Raw genomic sequence first — 16,332 nt, forward strand, 5'->3', positions numbered from 1 at the left:
ATGTCTGGTGCAGCACTTGGATGGACCGTCCTGGGGATTATCGTCCTCGTCGCGGTTATCGTGGGCGTTGTCTATCTTTTGAACTGGCTCTATCGCCGCTCTACCAAGGAAACCGCATTCGTGCGGACCGGCCTGGGGGGCGAGAAGGTGGTCAAGGACGGCGGAGCCTTCGTCCTGCCGATCGTTCATGAAGTCATTCCGGTCAACATGAACACCCTGCGCCTGGAGATCAAACGCGGCCAGGACCGTGCCCTGATCACCAAGAACCGCATGCGTGTGGATGTGGTGACGGAATTCTATGTACGGGTTCAGCCGACGCGCGAGGCCATCGCCATCGCGGCCCAGAGCCTGGGACGCCGGACCATGAATCCGGAGGCCCTGAAGGAACTGGTCGAAGGTAAGTTCATCGATGCCCTGCGCTGGGTGGCGGCAGAGATGACCATGGAGGAACTGCACGAAAAGCGCGGCGAATACGTCAAGCGCGTGAAGACAGCCGTGGCGGAAGACCTGCAGCGCAGTGGCCTGGAGCTGGAAGCCCTGTCGCTGACCGGCATGGACCAGACCAACATGGAGTACTTCAACCCCTCGAACGCCTTTGATGCCGAGGGTCTGACGCGCCTGACCGAGGAGATCGAGCGGCGCAAGAAGCTGCGGAACGACATCGAGCAGGACACGATGATCGAGATCCGCAACAAGAACCTGGAGACCGAACGCTACTCCTTGCAGATCGACCGGGACACCGAGTATGCGCGCCTCGAGCAGCAGCGTGACATCGAGTCCCGCAAGGCCGAGCAGCAGGCCGAAGTGTCCCGCGAGCGGGCCCAGCGCGAGCGCGAGTCCGAGGAATCCCAGATCACCTCGCGCTTGGAAATCGAGCGCGCGCGCATTGCCAGTGATCGGGCACTGGACGAGGAGCGCATCAGCCGCGAGCAGGGAACGCAGCGCCTGGAGATCGATCGTCGCAAGGCGCTGGAACTGGCCGAGCAGGAAAAGGCCATCGAGCTGGCCGAGAAGTCCAAGGCCCAGTCCGAGGCCCAGGCAGCCGCGGAACTGGCCCGGGCCAAGGCAGTGGAGGCCGAGGAGAAGGTCTTTACCGCCCGCGAGAAGGAACAGGCCGAGCGCCGCAAGGCCATCGAGCTGGTCCTGGCAGCCCAGGAGGCCGAACGCGAAGGCATCCGCCTGCGCTCCGCAGCCGAAGCCGAAAAGCAGGCCTCTTCGGATCGTGCCGAGGCCACCCGTACGACAGCCGAGGGCGAGGCCGAAGCCGACAAGATCAGGGCCTTGGCCGCCAAGCTGCGCTACGAGACCGAGGCCGAGGGCAAGCGCCAGATGAACGAGGCGCAGAACGTCCTGACCCCGGAATCCCGCCAGTCGCAGATGCGCATGCACCTGATCGACAGGATGGATGCCATCATCCGCGAGAGCGTCAAGCCGATGGAAAAGATCGAAGGGATCAAGGTCCTGCAACTGGATGGCTTCGGCGGCTTCCCAGGAGGTGCCGGGGGCAGCGGCGGTGGTGGCGAAGGCCACAACGGTCTGCCGGACAATCTGGTCAACTCTGCGCTGCGTTACCGTGCCCAGGGACCGCTGGTCGACTCCCTGTTGAAGGAGATCGGCATGCAGGGCGGTGACATCCACAAGCTGGTCGGTGGAGTTACCGACGAGGAGGATGACGACGGGTCGGACAAGGAAAAGCGATGAAACGGGAAGGAGGGGCCAGATAAATGGTCAAGGTCTACACTTCCAGTGTCATCGATGCGCCGGCCGAGCGGGTCTGGTCCGTGATCCGGGATTTCAATGGCCTGCCGAACTGGCACCCGGCGATTGCCGAAAGCCGCATCGAGCAGAACCATCCCTCGGACAAGATTGGGTGTGTGCGCAACTTTTCGCTGAAGGACGGAGGCAAGATCCGGGAGTGCCTACTGGCGCTCTCGGATTTCGATCTCTCCTGCACCTATTCGATCCTGGAATCGCCCATGGGGGTCACGGATTACGTCGCAAGCCTGAAGCTGACCCCCGTGACCGATGGCGACCGCAGTTTTGCGGAATGGTCGGCAGAGTTCGATTGCCCGCCCGAGCGCGAGCGTGAACTGGCCGACCTGGTCGGCCAAGGTGTCTTTCAGGGCGGCTTCGATGCCCTGAAAGAACGCTTCGGCGGGCGGTGAAGCCGATGCCTCAGGCAGACAAGCGAGCGGTCTGAACCTCATGGTTCGGGTGCGCAAGAGCACGGTGCTGAACGCACCGATCGATCACGTCTGGGATATCCTTAGGGACTTCAATGGGCACGACCGCTGGCATCCCGCCATCGGACAAAGCCGGATCGAGGACTCGTTGAGCGCGGATGTCGTTGGCTGCGTGCGCGACTTCACACTCGCCAGCGGCGGGCGTATCCGCGAACAGCTTCTCAGCCTGTCGGACAAGACCTACAGCTTCACCTACTGTCTTCTGGAAGCTCCGGTGCCGCTGGTCAACTATGTCTCGACCGTGCGCCTGAAACCGGTAACGGACGGCAATGGCACCTTCTGGGAGTGGGAGTGCAGCTTCGATCCACCGGCCGGGCGTGCGGAGGAACTGTCGAGGCTGGTCGGCGAGGAAATCTACGAGGCGGGGTTTGGGGCGATCCGGGAATGGCTGGCGGGCCGCCGAAAGAAGCCTTCAGGAAGCTCCTCCTCCAGCAGCACGGCTCACGCATCGGCGATTTCCGCTCCGTCCGTAACCTCGGGCCAGGCCATGCGGGGCGGGGCCATGGTGCTCACCGCACACGGCGGTCCGGAACGCATGGAGTGGCGCGAGGTGGAGGTGCCCGCACCCGGTCCGGGGCAGGTACGTCTGCGCCACAGTGCCATTGGCGTGAACTACATCGATGTCTACTGCCGCACGGGCTATTACAAGCTGGTCGAGCCACCCGGGATCCTCGGCATGGAAGCGGCGGGCACCATCCTGGACGTGGGGTCGGGCGTGCACGGCTTCGCACCGGGCGACCGGGTTGCCTATGCCTGTCCCCCGCCGGGCTCTTATTGTGAATTGCGGACGATGGACGCCGGCCTGCTGGCGCTGCTGCCAGATGCGATCGATGACGAGACGGCCGCCGCCGCCATGCTGAAGGGTGTTACGGCCGAGTTCATGCTGCATCGTGTCCATCAAGTGAAAGCGGGAGATACCGTCCTGGTTCATGCGGCTGCTGGCGGGGTTGGGCTCTATCTCTGCCAGTGGGCGCGGCGCCTGGGCGCCACTGTCATCGGGACAGTGGGGTCCGAGGAGAAGACCCAGTTGGCCCGGCGCTATGGGTGTAGCTATCCGGTGATCTACACCCAGCAGGATTTTCTGAAAACGGTGCGTGACGTGACTGAGGGGCGCGGGGTCGACGTGGTCTACGACGGGGTCGGTGTATCGACCTTCGAGCGGTCCTACGAGGCACTTGCTGTCCGCGGACACCTCGTCAGCTATGGACAGGCTTCGGGCAGTGTGCCGCCCATCGATATCTCTTCCTATTCCAGCAAGTCGGCCAGTGTGTCCCGGCCGAACTACGGGCACTATACCTCGACCCCGGAAGAAATCCGCGCCAGCACGGACCGCCTGTTTCCGCTGCTGGTCAACGGCGATCTGAAAGTCGAAATCGGCCAGCGCTTCCCCCTGAGACAGGTGGGCGAAGCGCATGAGGCGCTGGAAGCCCGCAAGACCGTGGGGTCTACGATCTTGACGCTGGGTGGGTGACAGGTTGTATGAGGTGAGCCGGATGCGTCAGTGGTGACGTATGATGATACAGAATGCTTCGACTTGTAAGACGAATGTATAGTCAATTTGCATTGCATTCTGGGAGTGCTTTGGGCTTGATATTTGTATTGTTCGTGGTTTGTAGCGATAATTCCCTGAACTCATGTTGTTTGCTTGACAGTACGTAAGCCAGTGGTCACGCTTTCATTATATTTTGCATACACTATTGCGTACTGAGGACCATGTCGAAGGATAGCGAGGCACGCTCGACGAGCGGCGCGTCTGTTGAGCGGGCGTATACCGAGATTCGCCAGCGTGCGATGACCTTTGCGCTTCGGCCTGGGGAGCGGATCAACGAGCTTCAACTGGCCAAGGAGCTGAACGTCAGCCGCACACCGCTGCGCGAGGCGCTGAACCGCCTGACGGCAGAGGACCTACTGACCTTTTCGGTGAACCGGGGCTTCTCCTGCCGCGAACTGGATGCCAAGGAGATCTTCGATCTCTACGAGCTGCGCGAGGAGCTGGAAGTCGGCATCGTGCGACGGGTGGCCGAGCGGGCGAGCCAGCCGGAGCTGGAGGAGGTCCAGGCCTTCCTGCTGGAGACAGCGGAACTGCCGGACCCCACGGATGTGGACCGCATGGTGGCGCTGGACATGAAGTTCCACGAGTGGATGGCAGAGCTCAGCCGCAATCGGCAGATGCTGGAGACCCTGAAGAGCATCAACACGCGCATCTACTTCGTGCGCTGGGTGGACATGACCGACACGCGCCGTGATGTCACCCAGGGCGAGCACCGCCAGGTGGTACAGCACCTGCTGGACGGTGAGGCCGAAGCCGCCGAGGCGGTCATGCGTCAGCACATCACCCGGCGCATGGACCAGATCGTCGAGATGCTCAAGCGCGGCTATGCCTACATCTACGTGACACAGGCCATGAACCATTCGGATAAAGGGTTAAGATGACCACTGTTGCAATAGGCGGGAAGCGGATCTACGGGGCTGCCCTCGGCATACTGATGCTGGAATCGCGTTTCCCGAGGATACCGGGTGATATAGGAAACGCACGCACTTGGGATTTTCCTGTGCTTTACAAGGTGGTTCCAGGCGCTTCACCGGATCGGGTCGTCCGCCATAAGGCCGAAGGATTACGCGACAGTTTCATAGCAGCGGCCCGCGAATTGGTTGAGACCGGCGCCGAGGCCATTACCACTAACTGTGGTTTTCTGACGCTTTTCCAGGAGGACCTGGCCAGGGCCGTACCGGTCCCGGTGGCCACCTCGTCCCTGATGCAGTTGCCCATGATACGGAAGATGCTGCCATCCGGTCAGGACGTCGGAATTCTGACTATATCGGCAAATACCCTTACGCAAGAACACCTGGATGCAGCCGGCATCGAACCCGGTATTGATGTCGAGGGGACAGATTCCGGTAAGGAATTTTCTCGCGTAATCCTGGATGATGAAGCGGAACTGGACGTTGATCTCGCGCGTCAGGATTTGTTGGACGCAGCGGATCGGCTGGTCGCCCGCAATCCCAGGATTTCAACGATCCTGCTGGAATGCACGAATATGTGTCCTTATGCCCGGGACATAGCCCGTCATACCGGTCGTGCTGTTTTCGATATCACGACTTTTGTTAACTGGTTCCACGCAGCTCTGCGGCCACCTGTTTATGAACAGCCATGGGGCGTGCGCTACGACAAACAAGAATGACTGGCCGGACAACGGTCAGCTTCGCTGGAAACGGATGGATGCCGTTTCCAACCACAGGAAGGCCCGATGCCTCAAATGCGGTTCGTAAACCATGAAGGAAGACCCTAAGACGGCAATCGGCAAACAAAGAGGGAAAGATGATGTCCAGTATGAAGACTCTAACGATTTGTGGCGGCTTGCTTGGTGCCGTCTGCCTTGCAACGACAGCTTCGGCCCAGTCACTTGAATGGACCAGCGGCCAAGTGGGCGGTGGCTGGTACAGTCAGGCATCCGGCATGGCTCAGCTCATTCAGGAAGAATATCCAGATATCAGCATAAGCGTGGTCCCAGGTGGGGGCACGGCCAACCCAACCCTGGTGGAACGCAATAGAAGCCAGTTGGGCAGCGGCCTGGATATTTTCACTTTCGCCGCATCAGAGGGAAAACACAATTATGATGAGGCCCACGAAAGCCTTCGCATGATTGGCATGAGCTTCTCGGATATCTATCTGCATCTGGTCCGTTCAGAGGATGCGCCCTATGAGTCCTTCGACGAGCTCTTTCGCGAGGGAGAGGACGTGAACATTGCCGTTACGAAAGCCGGTTCCTCGGACGAACAGACCTTCCGCTACGTAATGGATTACTACGGGGTGGACTACGACACCCTGAGGGACGAGCGGGGCTGGAAGATCAATCTGGTCGACTATGCAGCCAGTGCCAGTCAGTTCGGTGATGGCCAGGTGGACTACGCCTTTCATGTCCTGGGAATTCCAGGAGCGGCCATCGTGGAGATGTCTCAGGCACGGGATGCGGAACTCGTTGCCTGGCCTGAGGATTTGACCAGTCACCTTTCGGAAACTTACGGGTACTCCGTTGGCGAGGTTCCGGGCGATACCTATTCCGATATCCAGGATGGGGCAGTTCCAACCGTGCTCATGGGCACGACCCTGATGACCAACTCCGAGGTCGACGAGGATACAGTCTACAACATTACCAAGGCGATCTGCGAGAACGAGGACAAGCTGCCTTCCATCCATCAGAGCATGGAGGTCTTCAGCTGTGAAACCGGAGGCCAGAACCCTCCTGCTCCCCTGCATGAAGGCGCCAAACGCTATTACGAAGAGCAGGGTTATCTTTGACCAATCCGGAGCCGGCGACGTCCTGTCGCCGGCTCCTTTCCTGTCGAGTGAGCGGTCTTGCCGGTCACTCCGGAGTGTTCTGCAATAAGTCTTGCGAGTAGTCGATAATGCGTGAACTGACAGGTCGGACAGGGGTAATGATTGCCGCCTGGGCGGCGGCAGCGACACTGTTCCAGCTCTATACCTCCTGGATCGGATACCTGGAGCCGCGCAGCCAGCGATCCCTGTTTCTTCTGTTCTTCCTGCCGCTTGCATTTCTCGTATTTCCTGCACGTATCGGAAAGTCTCCGATGACGCGGCCAAGCTGGGTCGACTGGGGTTTGGCCTCTCTTGCCCTGTTACCGAACATCTATTCCTACATGGAGGCGCATCGCATCAACATGCGCCTGGAAGGGGTGGACCCCCTTCTGACCGAAGAGCTGGTGATGGGCTCGCTCATGAGCGTCCTGGCGATAGAAGCCATTCGCCGTGCCGTTAGCCCTGTGCTTGCCGGGCTGGTGACTCTGGTGGTGACCTATCTGTTCCTGACCGAATACATGCCGGGCATCCTTAATTATCGATCGCTTCCCTTCGAGGAAATTATCGAGTTGATGTATGTGCGCAATGGGATGGGGATCTTCGGTACCATTACAGGTGTCGCCACGACTGTTGTGGCCATCTTCGTGGCCTTTGGCGCCTTTGTCGAAGGGCTCGGACTTGGTCGACTGTTCAACAACCTCGGCACCCGCGTGGCCGGAGGGCAGATCGGTGGTCCTGCCAAGGTGTCGATTATCACCTCGGCCTTTTTCGGATCCATGAGTGGTTCATCTTCTGCGAACGTCTTCTCGACGGGCGCTTTCACCATCCCGATGATGAAACGCTACGGCTATCGCCCCTCCTTCGCTGGCGGCGTGGAGACCGCGGCCAGTGTCGGCGGGCAGATCATGCCGCCGATCATGGGTGCCGGTGCATTCGTCATGGCCGAGATTACGCGCATACCTTTTGTGGAGATCATTACCGCCGCTGTCGGCGGCGCGCTGCTGTATTTCTTCATGCTGTTGGTCACGGTGCACCTCGAAGCACGCAAAGCCGGCCTGGGCCGGCTTGACAAGAGCCAGCTACCCACCTGGCGGGCAATCTTGAAGGACCTGCACCTGCTGTTCCCCATCGCCGTGTTGCTGGCCTGTTTGCTGATGCGGTATTCACCGCATATGTCGGCCCTTTATTCCATCCTGACGACAATTGGTGTCTCGTTCCTGCGCGCCCACACGCGTCCAACCTTGCGCTCCCTTTCGGGAATCCTCGTAAGGGCAGGCTGCAATATTACGATCATCTCCATGGCCTGTATGGGGGCGGGCATGATCATTGCAGGCCTGACGGCCACAGGCCTGGTCATGTCTATCGGGCAGATGATAGCGACCGCCTCGGGCGGCATGTTGCTCATTGCCGGTGCCCTGTTGATGGTTACGACTATCATGCTCGGGATGGGACTACCGACGACGGCAGCCTATGTGATTACCTCAGCTATTGGCGCGCCCTTGTTGACCTCCGAGTTCGGGGTGCCCGTACTGGCGGCACACATGTTTGTTTTCTACTTCGCTATTCTGGCTGATGCCACTCCGCCAGTCTCCATCGCCGCTTATGCGGCATCCTCGATTGCCAAGGCCCCCCCGCTCGTGACGGGAGCTCAAGCCTTCCGACTGGCAACGGCAGGTTTCATTGTAGGGTTCAGTTATCTCTATACCCCGGCTCTGCTGTTCAAGGCCCCACTTGGTGAGATCATCGTTCAGTTCGGGGTCAATATACTGGCTTTGACACTGGTTGCCGTCTCCTTCACCGGCTTTCTCTATGGACGGATATGGTTCGTGGCACGACCGCTGTTGTTCGTCGCTGGTGTTGTCACAGCGCTGCTGGAGGCTGTGGATCCTCTGTTGCGCATTGTCTCCGCAGGCGGGTTGCTTGCGTTGCTGTGGTGGGGGCCGCTGATTGTGGAAAGAAGTACGGCCAGCAAGGTAGGCAAATATTCCGGAGAACAAAGTGACAGATAGTGTTTTGCACGAGGCGGTTGGCAACGTATCGGAAATTATCAAAGCGGAAGTGTTTGTCCACGAACTCCCGGTTCGGCGTGTACGTCGGCATGGCTCCGGAGATGTCGCAGGAGGTGTCCGGAATGTCTTCGTTCGCCTTGAGGCAGCTTGCGGTGCGACAGGTTGGGGAGAGGCTGCGCCGTGGCCTGTTTTTACGGGAACCGCTGAGGCAAATTTCAGCGCACTGAAGCATTATCTTCTGCCTGCCATTCTGGGAGGGCATGCAATGGAAGCTCCCAGTTTACTCGCGGATATGGACAGAAGGCTCGTGGGGCACCCCGAGGCCAAGGCAGCTATCGATTCCGCACTACTTGATCTTGCCGGCCAGCAGTTAGGCGCGCCCGCCTGGATGTCGCTGGGCGGCTGCTATAACAGACAACTTCCCCTGAGCGTCTCCTTGGCGGATCCTGAGGTGGAAGCCGACATTGATTTGGTTCAACGCCTGCTTTCCGAAGGCGTACGGATATTCAAGATCAAGACCGGTTTTCTGGAGCACAAGGACGAACTCATCCGCCTTGAGCAGTTGGTCGATGCTGCTGGAGCGAATTCCTCTGTCCGTGTCGACTATAACCAGGGGCTGCCTTGCTTTGATGCTCGCCGAAAGCTTGTGGACCTGGACAGCTTCGGCTTCACTTTTATCGAGCAGCCGTTTGCGGGCCGTTACCTTGAGCAATTGGCGGAACTACGTGATCATCTGAAAACGCCGATCTTGGCGGACGAGGCTGTTTTCTCTCTGTCTGATCTGCACAGAACGGTGGGACTTCGTGCAGCGGATGCCATCAGTATCAAGATCATGAAGTGCGGCGGGCCACGAGCCGGGGCCCAGCTTGCAGCGGCCGCGGAAGGGGCAGGACTGAGCACCTATGGCGGAGATATGTTCGAGACAGCCATTGCCCATGCTGCGGGTGCACATATGATCTGTGCTACCAAAGGGTTTGATCTGGGCTGTGAATTCTACCACTCAACATATCACCTTGAACGCGATCTGCAGTCGGAGCCGTTCTGGGTGAAGGATGGCTACGTTCAGGTTCCCGATCGTCCGGGGCTGGGCATTCATGTAGATGAAGATCGCATGCGCGGCGAAGCCCTGGCTTCATGTGTCGTTAATTAGAACAGGTAGGGGACTCTCAGATGTCGGAAACGGGTGAAGCCGTTGTGATTGGGGCTGGTGTGGTTGGGGCAGCCTGTGCATTACAGCTGCAGAGGGATGGATATCAGGTCCGGCTGATCGACCGCGATCCGCCGGGATCGGGTGCCTCTTCGGGCAATGCAGGTTCCATCAGCACAGGTTCGGTCATCCCCGTGGCCCTACCGGGCATGCTGCAGCAGGTGCCGGGCTGGCTGCTGGACCCGCAGGGCCCCTTGTCCGTGCGCTGGTCCTATCTTCCGAAAGCGCTTCCCTGGTTGATTCAGTGGATCCGGGCCTCGAAGAAAGAACGAGCCGAAGGCTATGCTGCAGCTCTTGCTCAGCTGACCCTGAATGCGGTGGAGGACTGGAAGTTCATACTTGAGCCAGAACAACGCGAGCGCCTGATTCATCAGAAGGGCCAGTTGCTGGCGTCCCGTACACAGGAGGCCGGGGCAACGGAGCTTTTCGCTCAGGCCTTGAGAGAAGCCAATGGTGTGGCGACGGAGGTGCTTGACGAGAATGAGTTGCGCCAGCTCGAACCCAATCTGTCTCGAGATTTTCGGCGTGGTCTCTACATCCCTAATAGCGGGCATACGACGAATCCCAAGGCCTTGACCGAGGCCTTGGTAGCCTTGTTTCAGGCGGTCGGGGGGCAGTTCACGCGTGCTGAGGTGATGGAAATCGAGCATAGCGGAGGCCAGGCCAGCGCTGTGGTGACGGCCGGCGGGCGCTTTCCGGCGGAAAGGGTCGTTGTGGCGACCGGCGCCTTCAGCCTGGAGCTTGCGCGCCCCCTGGGGGACCAGGTGCCGCTGGACACCGAGCGCGGTTATCATGCCATGCTGCTGAAGCCCGAACTGACCCTCAACCGGCCGACCTCGGACATGGATCGCAAGTTCTTCGCGACGTCCATGGAGGAGGGACTGCGCGTGGCCGGCACCGTTGAGATCGCGGGAACGAAGGCGCCCCCGGATTACAGCCGCGCGCGGCGCCTGCTGAACCAGGCCAAGGAGATGCTGCCCGAACTGGAGACCCGTGAACACACGTTCTGGCTGGGCTATCGCCCCTCGCTTCCTGACAGCCTGCCGGTGATCGACCGCTCGCGGAGTCTGGGGAACGTCTGGTACGCCTTTGGCCATGGGCATATTGGCCTTACGACAGCACCAGCAACGGCCCAGCTGATAAGCCGGATGATGCAGGCACCCGACGGCCATCTTGACGACAACGCATTCCGTATGGATCGCTTCTGACCGCAAGGCAGTAGCATGTAGTGTATAGCTATCTTTGGAAAGGAACAGGCATGAGCCAGCAGAAAGTGGCTGTCATCACGGCAGGTGGTAGTGGCATGGGCGCGGCGGCTGCGCGGAAGCTGGCCGCTGACGGGTTCCAGGTCGCCATTCTCTCGTCCTCCGGCAAGGGGGAAGCCCTGGCCGAGGAGTTGGGTGGTATCGGAGTCACTGGCTCTAACCAATCCAACGACGATCTCCAGACTCTGATGGACCGCACGATGGAACGCTGGGGTCGGATCGACGTGCTGGTCAACAGCGCCGGCCACGGCCCGAAGGGACCGGTTCTGGAACTGAGCGATGAGGATTGGCACAGCGGCCTGGACGTCTATCTTCTCAATGCCATCCGGCCAACCCGCCTGGTGACGCCGATCATGCAGAAACAGAAGGACGGCGTGATCATCAACATCTCGACCTTCGCCGCTTTCGAGCCGGATCCCCTGTTCCCGACCTCTGGCGTGTTCCGCGCCGGCCTGGCGGCCTTCACCAAACTGTTCGCTGACAAGTACGCGGCCGAGAACCTGCGCATGAACAATGTGCTTCCGGGCTTCATCGACAGCCTGCCCGAGAAGGAGGAACGCCGCGCGCGCATCCCCATGGAGCGCTACGGCAGCAGCGAGGAGGTGGCCTCCACGATTGCGTTTCTGGCCTCACCCGGCGCCGGCTATATCACAGGCCAGAACATCCGCATCGACGGTGGCCTGACCCATTCGGTGTGAGGGCTCTTACGCCACCGAATAGCCGCCGTCGGCGCAGAGCACGGCGCCGGTGGTGAAGCTGGCGCGCGGGGAGCAGAGAAAGGCGACGGATCCGGCCACTTCCTGGGGCTGTCCCCAGCGCTTCATGGGCGTTCTGTTGGCAATTTGGGCCCTGTTCGCCTCCTGGCCGTGCAGCGGCTGGGTCAGGGGCGTTTCGATGTAGCCAGGGGCCACGGCGTTCACGCGGATGCCCTCCTCGGCCCAGGCGGCGGCCAGGGAGCGGGTCAGCTGCAGCAGGCCGCCCTTGCTGGCCGAATAGGCCGGCACCGTCGGGCTGCCGAAGAAGCTCAGCATGGAGCAAATGTTGACGATGCAGCCGTCCTCGGCCTCCAGAAGGCGGGGACGGGCAGCCATGCACATGCGCAGGGCACCGGTCAGGTTGATGTCGAGGACCCGGGCGAAGGTTTCGGGCTCAAACTCCTTGCCCTCGCGGATCGCCGTTCCAGCCCCATTGACCAGGACCGAAAGCTGGTCGAGGTCCTGCATCGCGGACTCGATTGAGGCGGGATCGGTCACGTCCAGGCGCCGCGTCTCGAACTCGGGATCGCTTTCGGCGCGGGAGGATGCCAGGATGGGGCGGTAGCCATCCTCGGCGAGCGCCACCGCGATGGCGCGTCCGATGGCGCCGGTGCCGCCAGTGATGAGTGCCGTAGGGGTCATGTCACCTCCTTGATCGCTTGCAGCACTGTTTCGGCATGCGGCATCGGTGCGACAGCACCGTGTCCCAGGGTCGAGAGCGCCGCCGCGACATTGGCATAGCGCGCCGCTGTGAAGGGATCGTCGCCGGCGATGTAGCGGGCCAGGAAAGCCCCGTCGAAGGTATCCCCGGCCGCGGTGGCATCCACCTGCTCGACGGCATGGGCCGGAACCACCTCCTGCCGCTCGGGCGTTGCCACCAGCGTTCCCTCACGTCCCATGGTCAGAACGACGATGCGGGGGCCGAGGTCCAGATAGAATTCGGTGATAAGGTGGGGATCCGTGAGCTCGGTCAACTGGCGTGCATCGTCGAGGCCGGGCAGGGCAATGTCGCTCTCGGCGAGGGCCGCGTGAATGATGGCACGGGCCCGGGGCAGGGGCCAGAGATTGAGGCGCAGGTTGGTGTCGTAGCTGACCAGCCCACCGGCCGCCCGCACCGCAGCGATGGCGGCGAAGGCCGCATCGCAGGCCGTGTCGCTGATGGCCTGGCTGATGCCCGAGACGTGGAGCACGCGGGCCAGGCGCAAATAGTCATGGGGCAGGCTGTCCGGCGTCATGCGACTGGCCGCCGAGCCGTTGCGGCGATAGCTGAACACATGCTCGCCGTTGCGATAGGTGATAAAGTAGACGCCTGTCGGTGCCTCTGGATCAGTGCTCACGCCCCGGGTGTCGACGCCTTCGCGTGCCCAGAGATCGAGGAAATCGCGTCCGAAGGAATCCGCCCCCAATGCCGTGACGTAGCCGACCCGTGTGCCCTGGCGTGCGGCGGCCACGGCACAGTTCGAGGTATCGCCCCCGAAGCCGGGCAGGTACAGGGTCTCCTCTCCGCGCTTGACCTGGGCGAACTCCACCATGGGTTCCCCCAGGCAGATCAGGTCCACGTTGTTTCCGCTCATGCTGTCCCTCTGTCTGCCCGGGCGGAGAGGCGCCGGGCGCGTGCCACGACGCGTTGCCTGGCTGTCTCGCCGGTCTCGTCTTGTGTAGTTCTGGCCTCGCCAACCTCGTCCTGGGTGACCAGCTGTCCGCCTATGCCGACGGCGTAGGCGCCGGCGGTGAAATAGCCGTCCACCTCGTCCAGTTCGATGCCGCCGGTGGGGATTACGGCAATGTCCGGCAGCACGCTGCGCAGGGCTTTCAGGTAGCCCGGGCCGCCCAGCTGGCGCGCGGGAAAGACCTTGACGGCCTCCGCACCCAGCCGATGGGCCTGCAGGGCCTCCGTGGGGGTTGCCGTTCCCGGAATCACCGGTATTCCAGCCTCGCTGCCGGCCTCGATCACCTCCGGCACCAGGCAGGGCGACACCAGGAAGCGGGCGCCGGCTTTAACCGCATTGTGGGCATCTTCGGCGCTCAACAGGGTGCCGGCCCCCACGAGCAGATCCTTTCGTTCGGCGAGTTTGGCGATCACTTCGAGATAGCCTGGCACGCTGGCGGTGATCTCGAAGATCTCGATGCCGCCTTCATGCAGCCAGTCTACGGCCGTCAGGGCGGTTTCGGCCTGCTGCATGCGGATGACCGGGATCACCTGGGCGCTAAGCTGTCTCAGTACGCTGCTCATACTCTCCTCGCTAGAAACGAACGTGTGGAGGATGTGGTCCGAGCTGGTTGATGGATATCCAACAGGTCCTTGGTTACAGGTTGGGCTGGGCAAATGCCAGTGTGCTGGCGCAGCAATCGTTCCAGCCAGTCCCTGAGCCGGTACAGCCCAGCGTGTCGAGCAGGATACTGTCTCGTTCCGTCAGGACAAGCTTGCAGCTTAGTCCATGTACAGATGTGAATGCGGCATCTCCCGTGAAGGCTTAGCGAAGAGTCTGCATGTGAGGAGTGTTACCAGGCGCCTAGGTCGAATCCATGACCCCATTCAAGGTGGGAAATGACCGGAGCGAGTTGCCAGTGTGTAAAAATCGGATATTCTCCCGGATGCGGGTGTCGGTCGGAAGGTGGCTCCCTCAACCGGCATCAAGCGGCCCGCCGGCCACCTCGGCGTTGGCCCATTCCCAGCCCTGTACAGGGGGAAGCCATCCTGCCGGCGGTCTTTGGGCCAAGCCGGAATTTCCGGGTGCCTTTATTTTTCCAGGATGTCACTCCAAATCGGGGGGGGTGGTGCTTCGCGCACCCCTCAATGCCACGCCAAGACCTTGAAACCACAAGCATTCCCTACAAGTGATCCGGCATGATCTCCAAGTTGCCCACCCGGTTTGCGCGGTCGTTTTGTACGGCGGGGTTGCTTCTCGGCACGCTGTTCTTCGCAGCCTCGCTGACGCCGAGCCTTCTGCCGCGCACGGCCCTGGTCCAGGGTGTGCTGTCCGGACTGGCCTTTGGCGCGGGCTACCTGCTGGGGTTCTGGGGTCGCCGGCTGTGGCGGTATCTGGAGCTGCCGGTGCTGAGGGGATGGTTCAGTCTTGTGGTGCAAGTGGCCGCCGCGCTCGTCTGTCTCGTCATTGCCGGCTATTTCCTCTGGCGCAGCGTCGCCTGGCAGAATTCTATCCGGGCCGTTATGGACATGGAGCCGACTGCGGAGGGGCAGCGGCTGCTGGTGGCCCTCGTGGCCGTGGCCGTCTTTGCTGGCCTGGTCCTCCTGGCCAGGCTGGTACGTCTGATCTTCTTGCTAGTCTCCCAGTTGATTCGCCGACATATACCGCGCCGCTTCGCGCAGGTGGCTGGTTTCGTGCTGGTCGTGACATTGCTGTGGTCTGCAGCGAATGGTCTGATCCTAAGTGTTGGGCTGCGGATGGCCGATTCTTCCTATCAACAGTTCGATGCCCTGCTCGAACCCGATGTTGAGCAGCCCAGAGATCCCGCCATGGCCGGCGCATTGGACTCACTGGTGGACTGGGAGGGAATGGGCCGTGCCGGCCGCAAGTTTGTTGCCCGAGCCCCGACCGAAGAAGACCTGTCCGACTTTTCTGGATCGGAAGAAGCCATGCGTCCGGCCCGCGTCTATGTCGGCCTCAACTCTGCCGAGACCATCGAGGAACGCGCGGAGCTTGCCCTGGAGGAACTCAAGCGCATCGAGGCCTTCGAGCGTTCGGCTCTGGTCATCGCGACGCCGACGGGAACGGGCGTGGTGGATCGCGCGGCGATGGAACCCTTGGAATATATGCTGGGCGGGGACGTGGCGACGGTTGCGGTGCAGTATTCCTATCTGGCCAGCTGGCTGGCGCTGCTGACCGAGCCCGGGTATGGCGCCGACACGGCACAGGCGGTGTTCGACAGAGTCTACGAGCACTGGCGCGACTTGCCCGCCGAGGAGCGTCCAGAGCTGTACATGCATGGCCTAAGCCTGGGTGCGCTGAATTCCGATCTCTCTTTCGATCTCTATGACGTGGTGGGCGATCCCATCGACGGCGCTGTATGGAGCGGTCCGCCCTTTTCGACACGCACCTGGCAGTCGGCCACCAGAGAGCGCGCGGACGAGTCCCCGGCCTGGCTGCCACGTTTTCGGGATGGTTCGGTCATTCGCTTCACCAACCAGCAGGACAGGCTCGATATTCCTGGTGCAGACTGGGGGCCGATGCGCTTCGTCTTCCTTCAGTACGCCAGTGATCCGATCACCTTCTTCGAGCCGGAGCTGTTTTACCGCCGCCCGGCCTGGCTGGAGGGAAGGCGCGGACCCGATGTGTCCCCGGATCTGACTTGGTATCCGGCGGTCACTTTCCTGCAGCTGATCGCCGATATGCCGGCTTCGATGGCGGCCCCGGACGGTTATGGCCATGTTTATGCCGCCGAGCACTATATCGATGCCTGGGCCGAAGTCGCCGATCCGCCCGGCTGGGATGAATCGCGTCTGTTGCAGTTGAAAGCCCACTTCAGGGAACGGCGGTGAGACGGGCAATTCGATGGCCTTGCCCTGCATACCA

The 16,332-nt window shown here is 61.3% G+C and carries 14 protein-coding genes; 11 read left to right on the top strand and 3 right to left on the bottom strand.

The window, feature by feature from the left end; translation table 11 throughout:
- The 10 genes from G502_RS0111905 to G502_RS0111950 all read left to right on the top strand — a co-directional run bounded on the left by G502_RS0111905 (window position 1) and on the right by G502_RS0111950 (window position 11,740).
- Entirely contained in the window at window positions 1–1,701 is a 1,701-nt protein-coding gene (locus G502_RS0111905; protein ID WP_022728897.1) for a flotillin family protein, read from the top strand.
- 23 nt (window positions 1,702–1,724) lie between these two features.
- Entirely contained in the window at window positions 1,725–2,165 is a 441-nt protein-coding gene (locus G502_RS0111910) for an SRPBCC family protein (RefSeq protein ID WP_022728898.1), read from the top strand.
- Between the two features lie 40 nt (window positions 2,166–2,205).
- Window positions 2,206–3,714 (top strand): zinc-binding dehydrogenase, encoded by a 1,509-nt coding sequence (locus tag G502_RS22545; RefSeq protein ID WP_022728899.1) that lies wholly within the window; start codon window positions 2,206–2,208, stop codon window positions 3,712–3,714.
- A 242-nt stretch (window positions 3,715–3,956) separates the two neighbouring features.
- A complete protein-coding gene (locus G502_RS0111920; RefSeq protein ID WP_022728900.1) occupies window positions 3,957–4,676 on the top strand; it encodes a GntR family transcriptional regulator in 720 nt (239 codons plus the stop codon).
- Entirely contained in the window at window positions 4,673–5,425 is a 753-nt protein-coding gene (locus tag G502_RS19965; RefSeq protein WP_022728901.1) for an aspartate/glutamate racemase family protein, read from the top strand. Before G502_RS0111920 ends, G502_RS19965 begins: the two co-directional genes overlap by 4 nt.
- A 149-nt stretch (window positions 5,426–5,574) precedes the next feature.
- On the top strand, window positions 5,575–6,543 hold the full coding sequence (locus G502_RS0111930; RefSeq protein WP_022728902.1) for a TAXI family TRAP transporter solute-binding subunit: 969 nt from the start codon (window positions 5,575–5,577) through the stop codon (window positions 6,541–6,543).
- 137 nt (window positions 6,544–6,680) lie between these two features.
- Window positions 6,681–8,570, top strand: coding sequence for a TRAP transporter permease (locus tag G502_RS0111935; RefSeq protein WP_051152184.1), 1,890 nt, complete (start codon window positions 6,681–6,683; stop codon window positions 8,568–8,570).
- Window positions 8,560–9,720 (top strand): enolase C-terminal domain-like protein, encoded by a 1,161-nt coding sequence (locus G502_RS0111940; protein ID WP_081649784.1) that lies wholly within the window; start codon window positions 8,560–8,562, stop codon window positions 9,718–9,720. Before G502_RS0111935 ends, G502_RS0111940 begins: the two co-directional genes overlap by 11 nt.
- A 20-nt stretch (window positions 9,721–9,740) precedes the next feature.
- Window positions 9,741–10,985, top strand: coding sequence for an NAD(P)/FAD-dependent oxidoreductase (locus G502_RS19970; RefSeq protein WP_022728905.1), 1,245 nt, complete (start codon window positions 9,741–9,743; stop codon window positions 10,983–10,985).
- Between the two features lie 50 nt (window positions 10,986–11,035).
- Window positions 11,036–11,740, top strand: coding sequence for an SDR family oxidoreductase (locus tag G502_RS0111950; protein WP_022728906.1), 705 nt, complete (start codon window positions 11,036–11,038; stop codon window positions 11,738–11,740).
- 6 nt (window positions 11,741–11,746) lie between these two features.
- Here the strand turns inward: G502_RS0111950 and G502_RS0111955 are convergent, their stop codons facing one another.
- Genes G502_RS0111955 through G502_RS0111965 form a run of 3 tightly spaced genes read right to left on the bottom strand, consistent with a single transcriptional unit; the run spans window position 11,747 to window position 14,030 of the window.
- A complete protein-coding gene (locus G502_RS0111955; protein ID WP_022728907.1) occupies window positions 11,747–12,439 on the bottom strand; it encodes an SDR family NAD(P)-dependent oxidoreductase in 693 nt (230 codons plus the stop codon).
- A complete protein-coding gene (locus tag G502_RS0111960; RefSeq protein WP_022728908.1) occupies window positions 12,436–13,371 on the bottom strand; it encodes a sugar kinase in 936 nt (311 codons plus the stop codon). The genes G502_RS0111955 and G502_RS0111960 overlap by 4 nt, the downstream gene beginning before the upstream one ends.
- Window positions 13,368–14,030, bottom strand: coding sequence for a bifunctional 4-hydroxy-2-oxoglutarate aldolase/2-dehydro-3-deoxy-phosphogluconate aldolase (locus G502_RS0111965; protein ID WP_022728909.1), 663 nt, complete (start codon window positions 14,028–14,030; stop codon window positions 13,368–13,370). The genes G502_RS0111960 and G502_RS0111965 overlap by 4 nt, the downstream gene beginning before the upstream one ends.
- A gap of 615 nt (window positions 14,031–14,645) precedes the next feature.
- Here G502_RS0111965 and G502_RS19975 point away from each other — a divergent pair.
- Entirely contained in the window at window positions 14,646–16,298 is a 1,653-nt protein-coding gene (locus tag G502_RS19975; RefSeq protein WP_022728910.1) for an alpha/beta hydrolase, read from the top strand.
- The last annotated feature ends 34 nt before the right edge of the window (window positions 16,299–16,332 follow it).

It is taken from the genome of Fodinicurvata sediminis DSM 21159 (assembly GCF_000420625.1).
Classification (GTDB): domain Bacteria; phylum Pseudomonadota; class Alphaproteobacteria; order Kiloniellales; family DSM-21159; genus Fodinicurvata; species Fodinicurvata sediminis.

Coding starts and splice junctions, on each gene's coding strand:
- G502_RS0111955 (WP_022728907.1), bottom strand. CDS start 12,439: ATGACCCCTACGGCACTCATCACTGGCGGCACCGGCGCCATCGGACGC.
- G502_RS22545 (WP_022728899.1), top strand. CDS start 2,206: ATGGTTCGGGTGCGCAAGAGCACGGTGCTGAACGCACCGATCGATCAC.
- G502_RS0111960 (WP_022728908.1), bottom strand. CDS start 13,371: ATGAGCGGAAACAACGTGGACCTGATCTGCCTGGGGGAACCCATGGTG.
- G502_RS0111950 (WP_022728906.1), top strand. CDS start 11,036: ATGAGCCAGCAGAAAGTGGCTGTCATCACGGCAGGTGGTAGTGGCATG.
- G502_RS19975 (WP_022728910.1), top strand. CDS start 14,646: ATGATCTCCAAGTTGCCCACCCGGTTTGCGCGGTCGTTTTGTACGGCG.
- G502_RS19965 (WP_022728901.1), top strand. CDS start 4,673: ATGACCACTGTTGCAATAGGCGGGAAGCGGATCTACGGGGCTGCCCTC.
- G502_RS19970 (WP_022728905.1), top strand. CDS start 9,741: ATGTCGGAAACGGGTGAAGCCGTTGTGATTGGGGCTGGTGTGGTTGGG.
- G502_RS0111905 (WP_022728897.1), top strand. CDS start 1: ATGTCTGGTGCAGCACTTGGATGGACCGTCCTGGGGATTATCGTCCTC.
- G502_RS0111935 (WP_051152184.1), top strand. CDS start 6,681: ATGATTGCCGCCTGGGCGGCGGCAGCGACACTGTTCCAGCTCTATACC.
- G502_RS0111965 (WP_022728909.1), bottom strand. CDS start 14,030: ATGAGCAGCGTACTGAGACAGCTTAGCGCCCAGGTGATCCCGGTCATC.
- G502_RS0111930 (WP_022728902.1), top strand. CDS start 5,575: ATGAAGACTCTAACGATTTGTGGCGGCTTGCTTGGTGCCGTCTGCCTT.
- G502_RS0111920 (WP_022728900.1), top strand. CDS start 3,957: ATGTCGAAGGATAGCGAGGCACGCTCGACGAGCGGCGCGTCTGTTGAG.
- G502_RS0111910 (WP_022728898.1), top strand. CDS start 1,725: ATGGTCAAGGTCTACACTTCCAGTGTCATCGATGCGCCGGCCGAGCGG.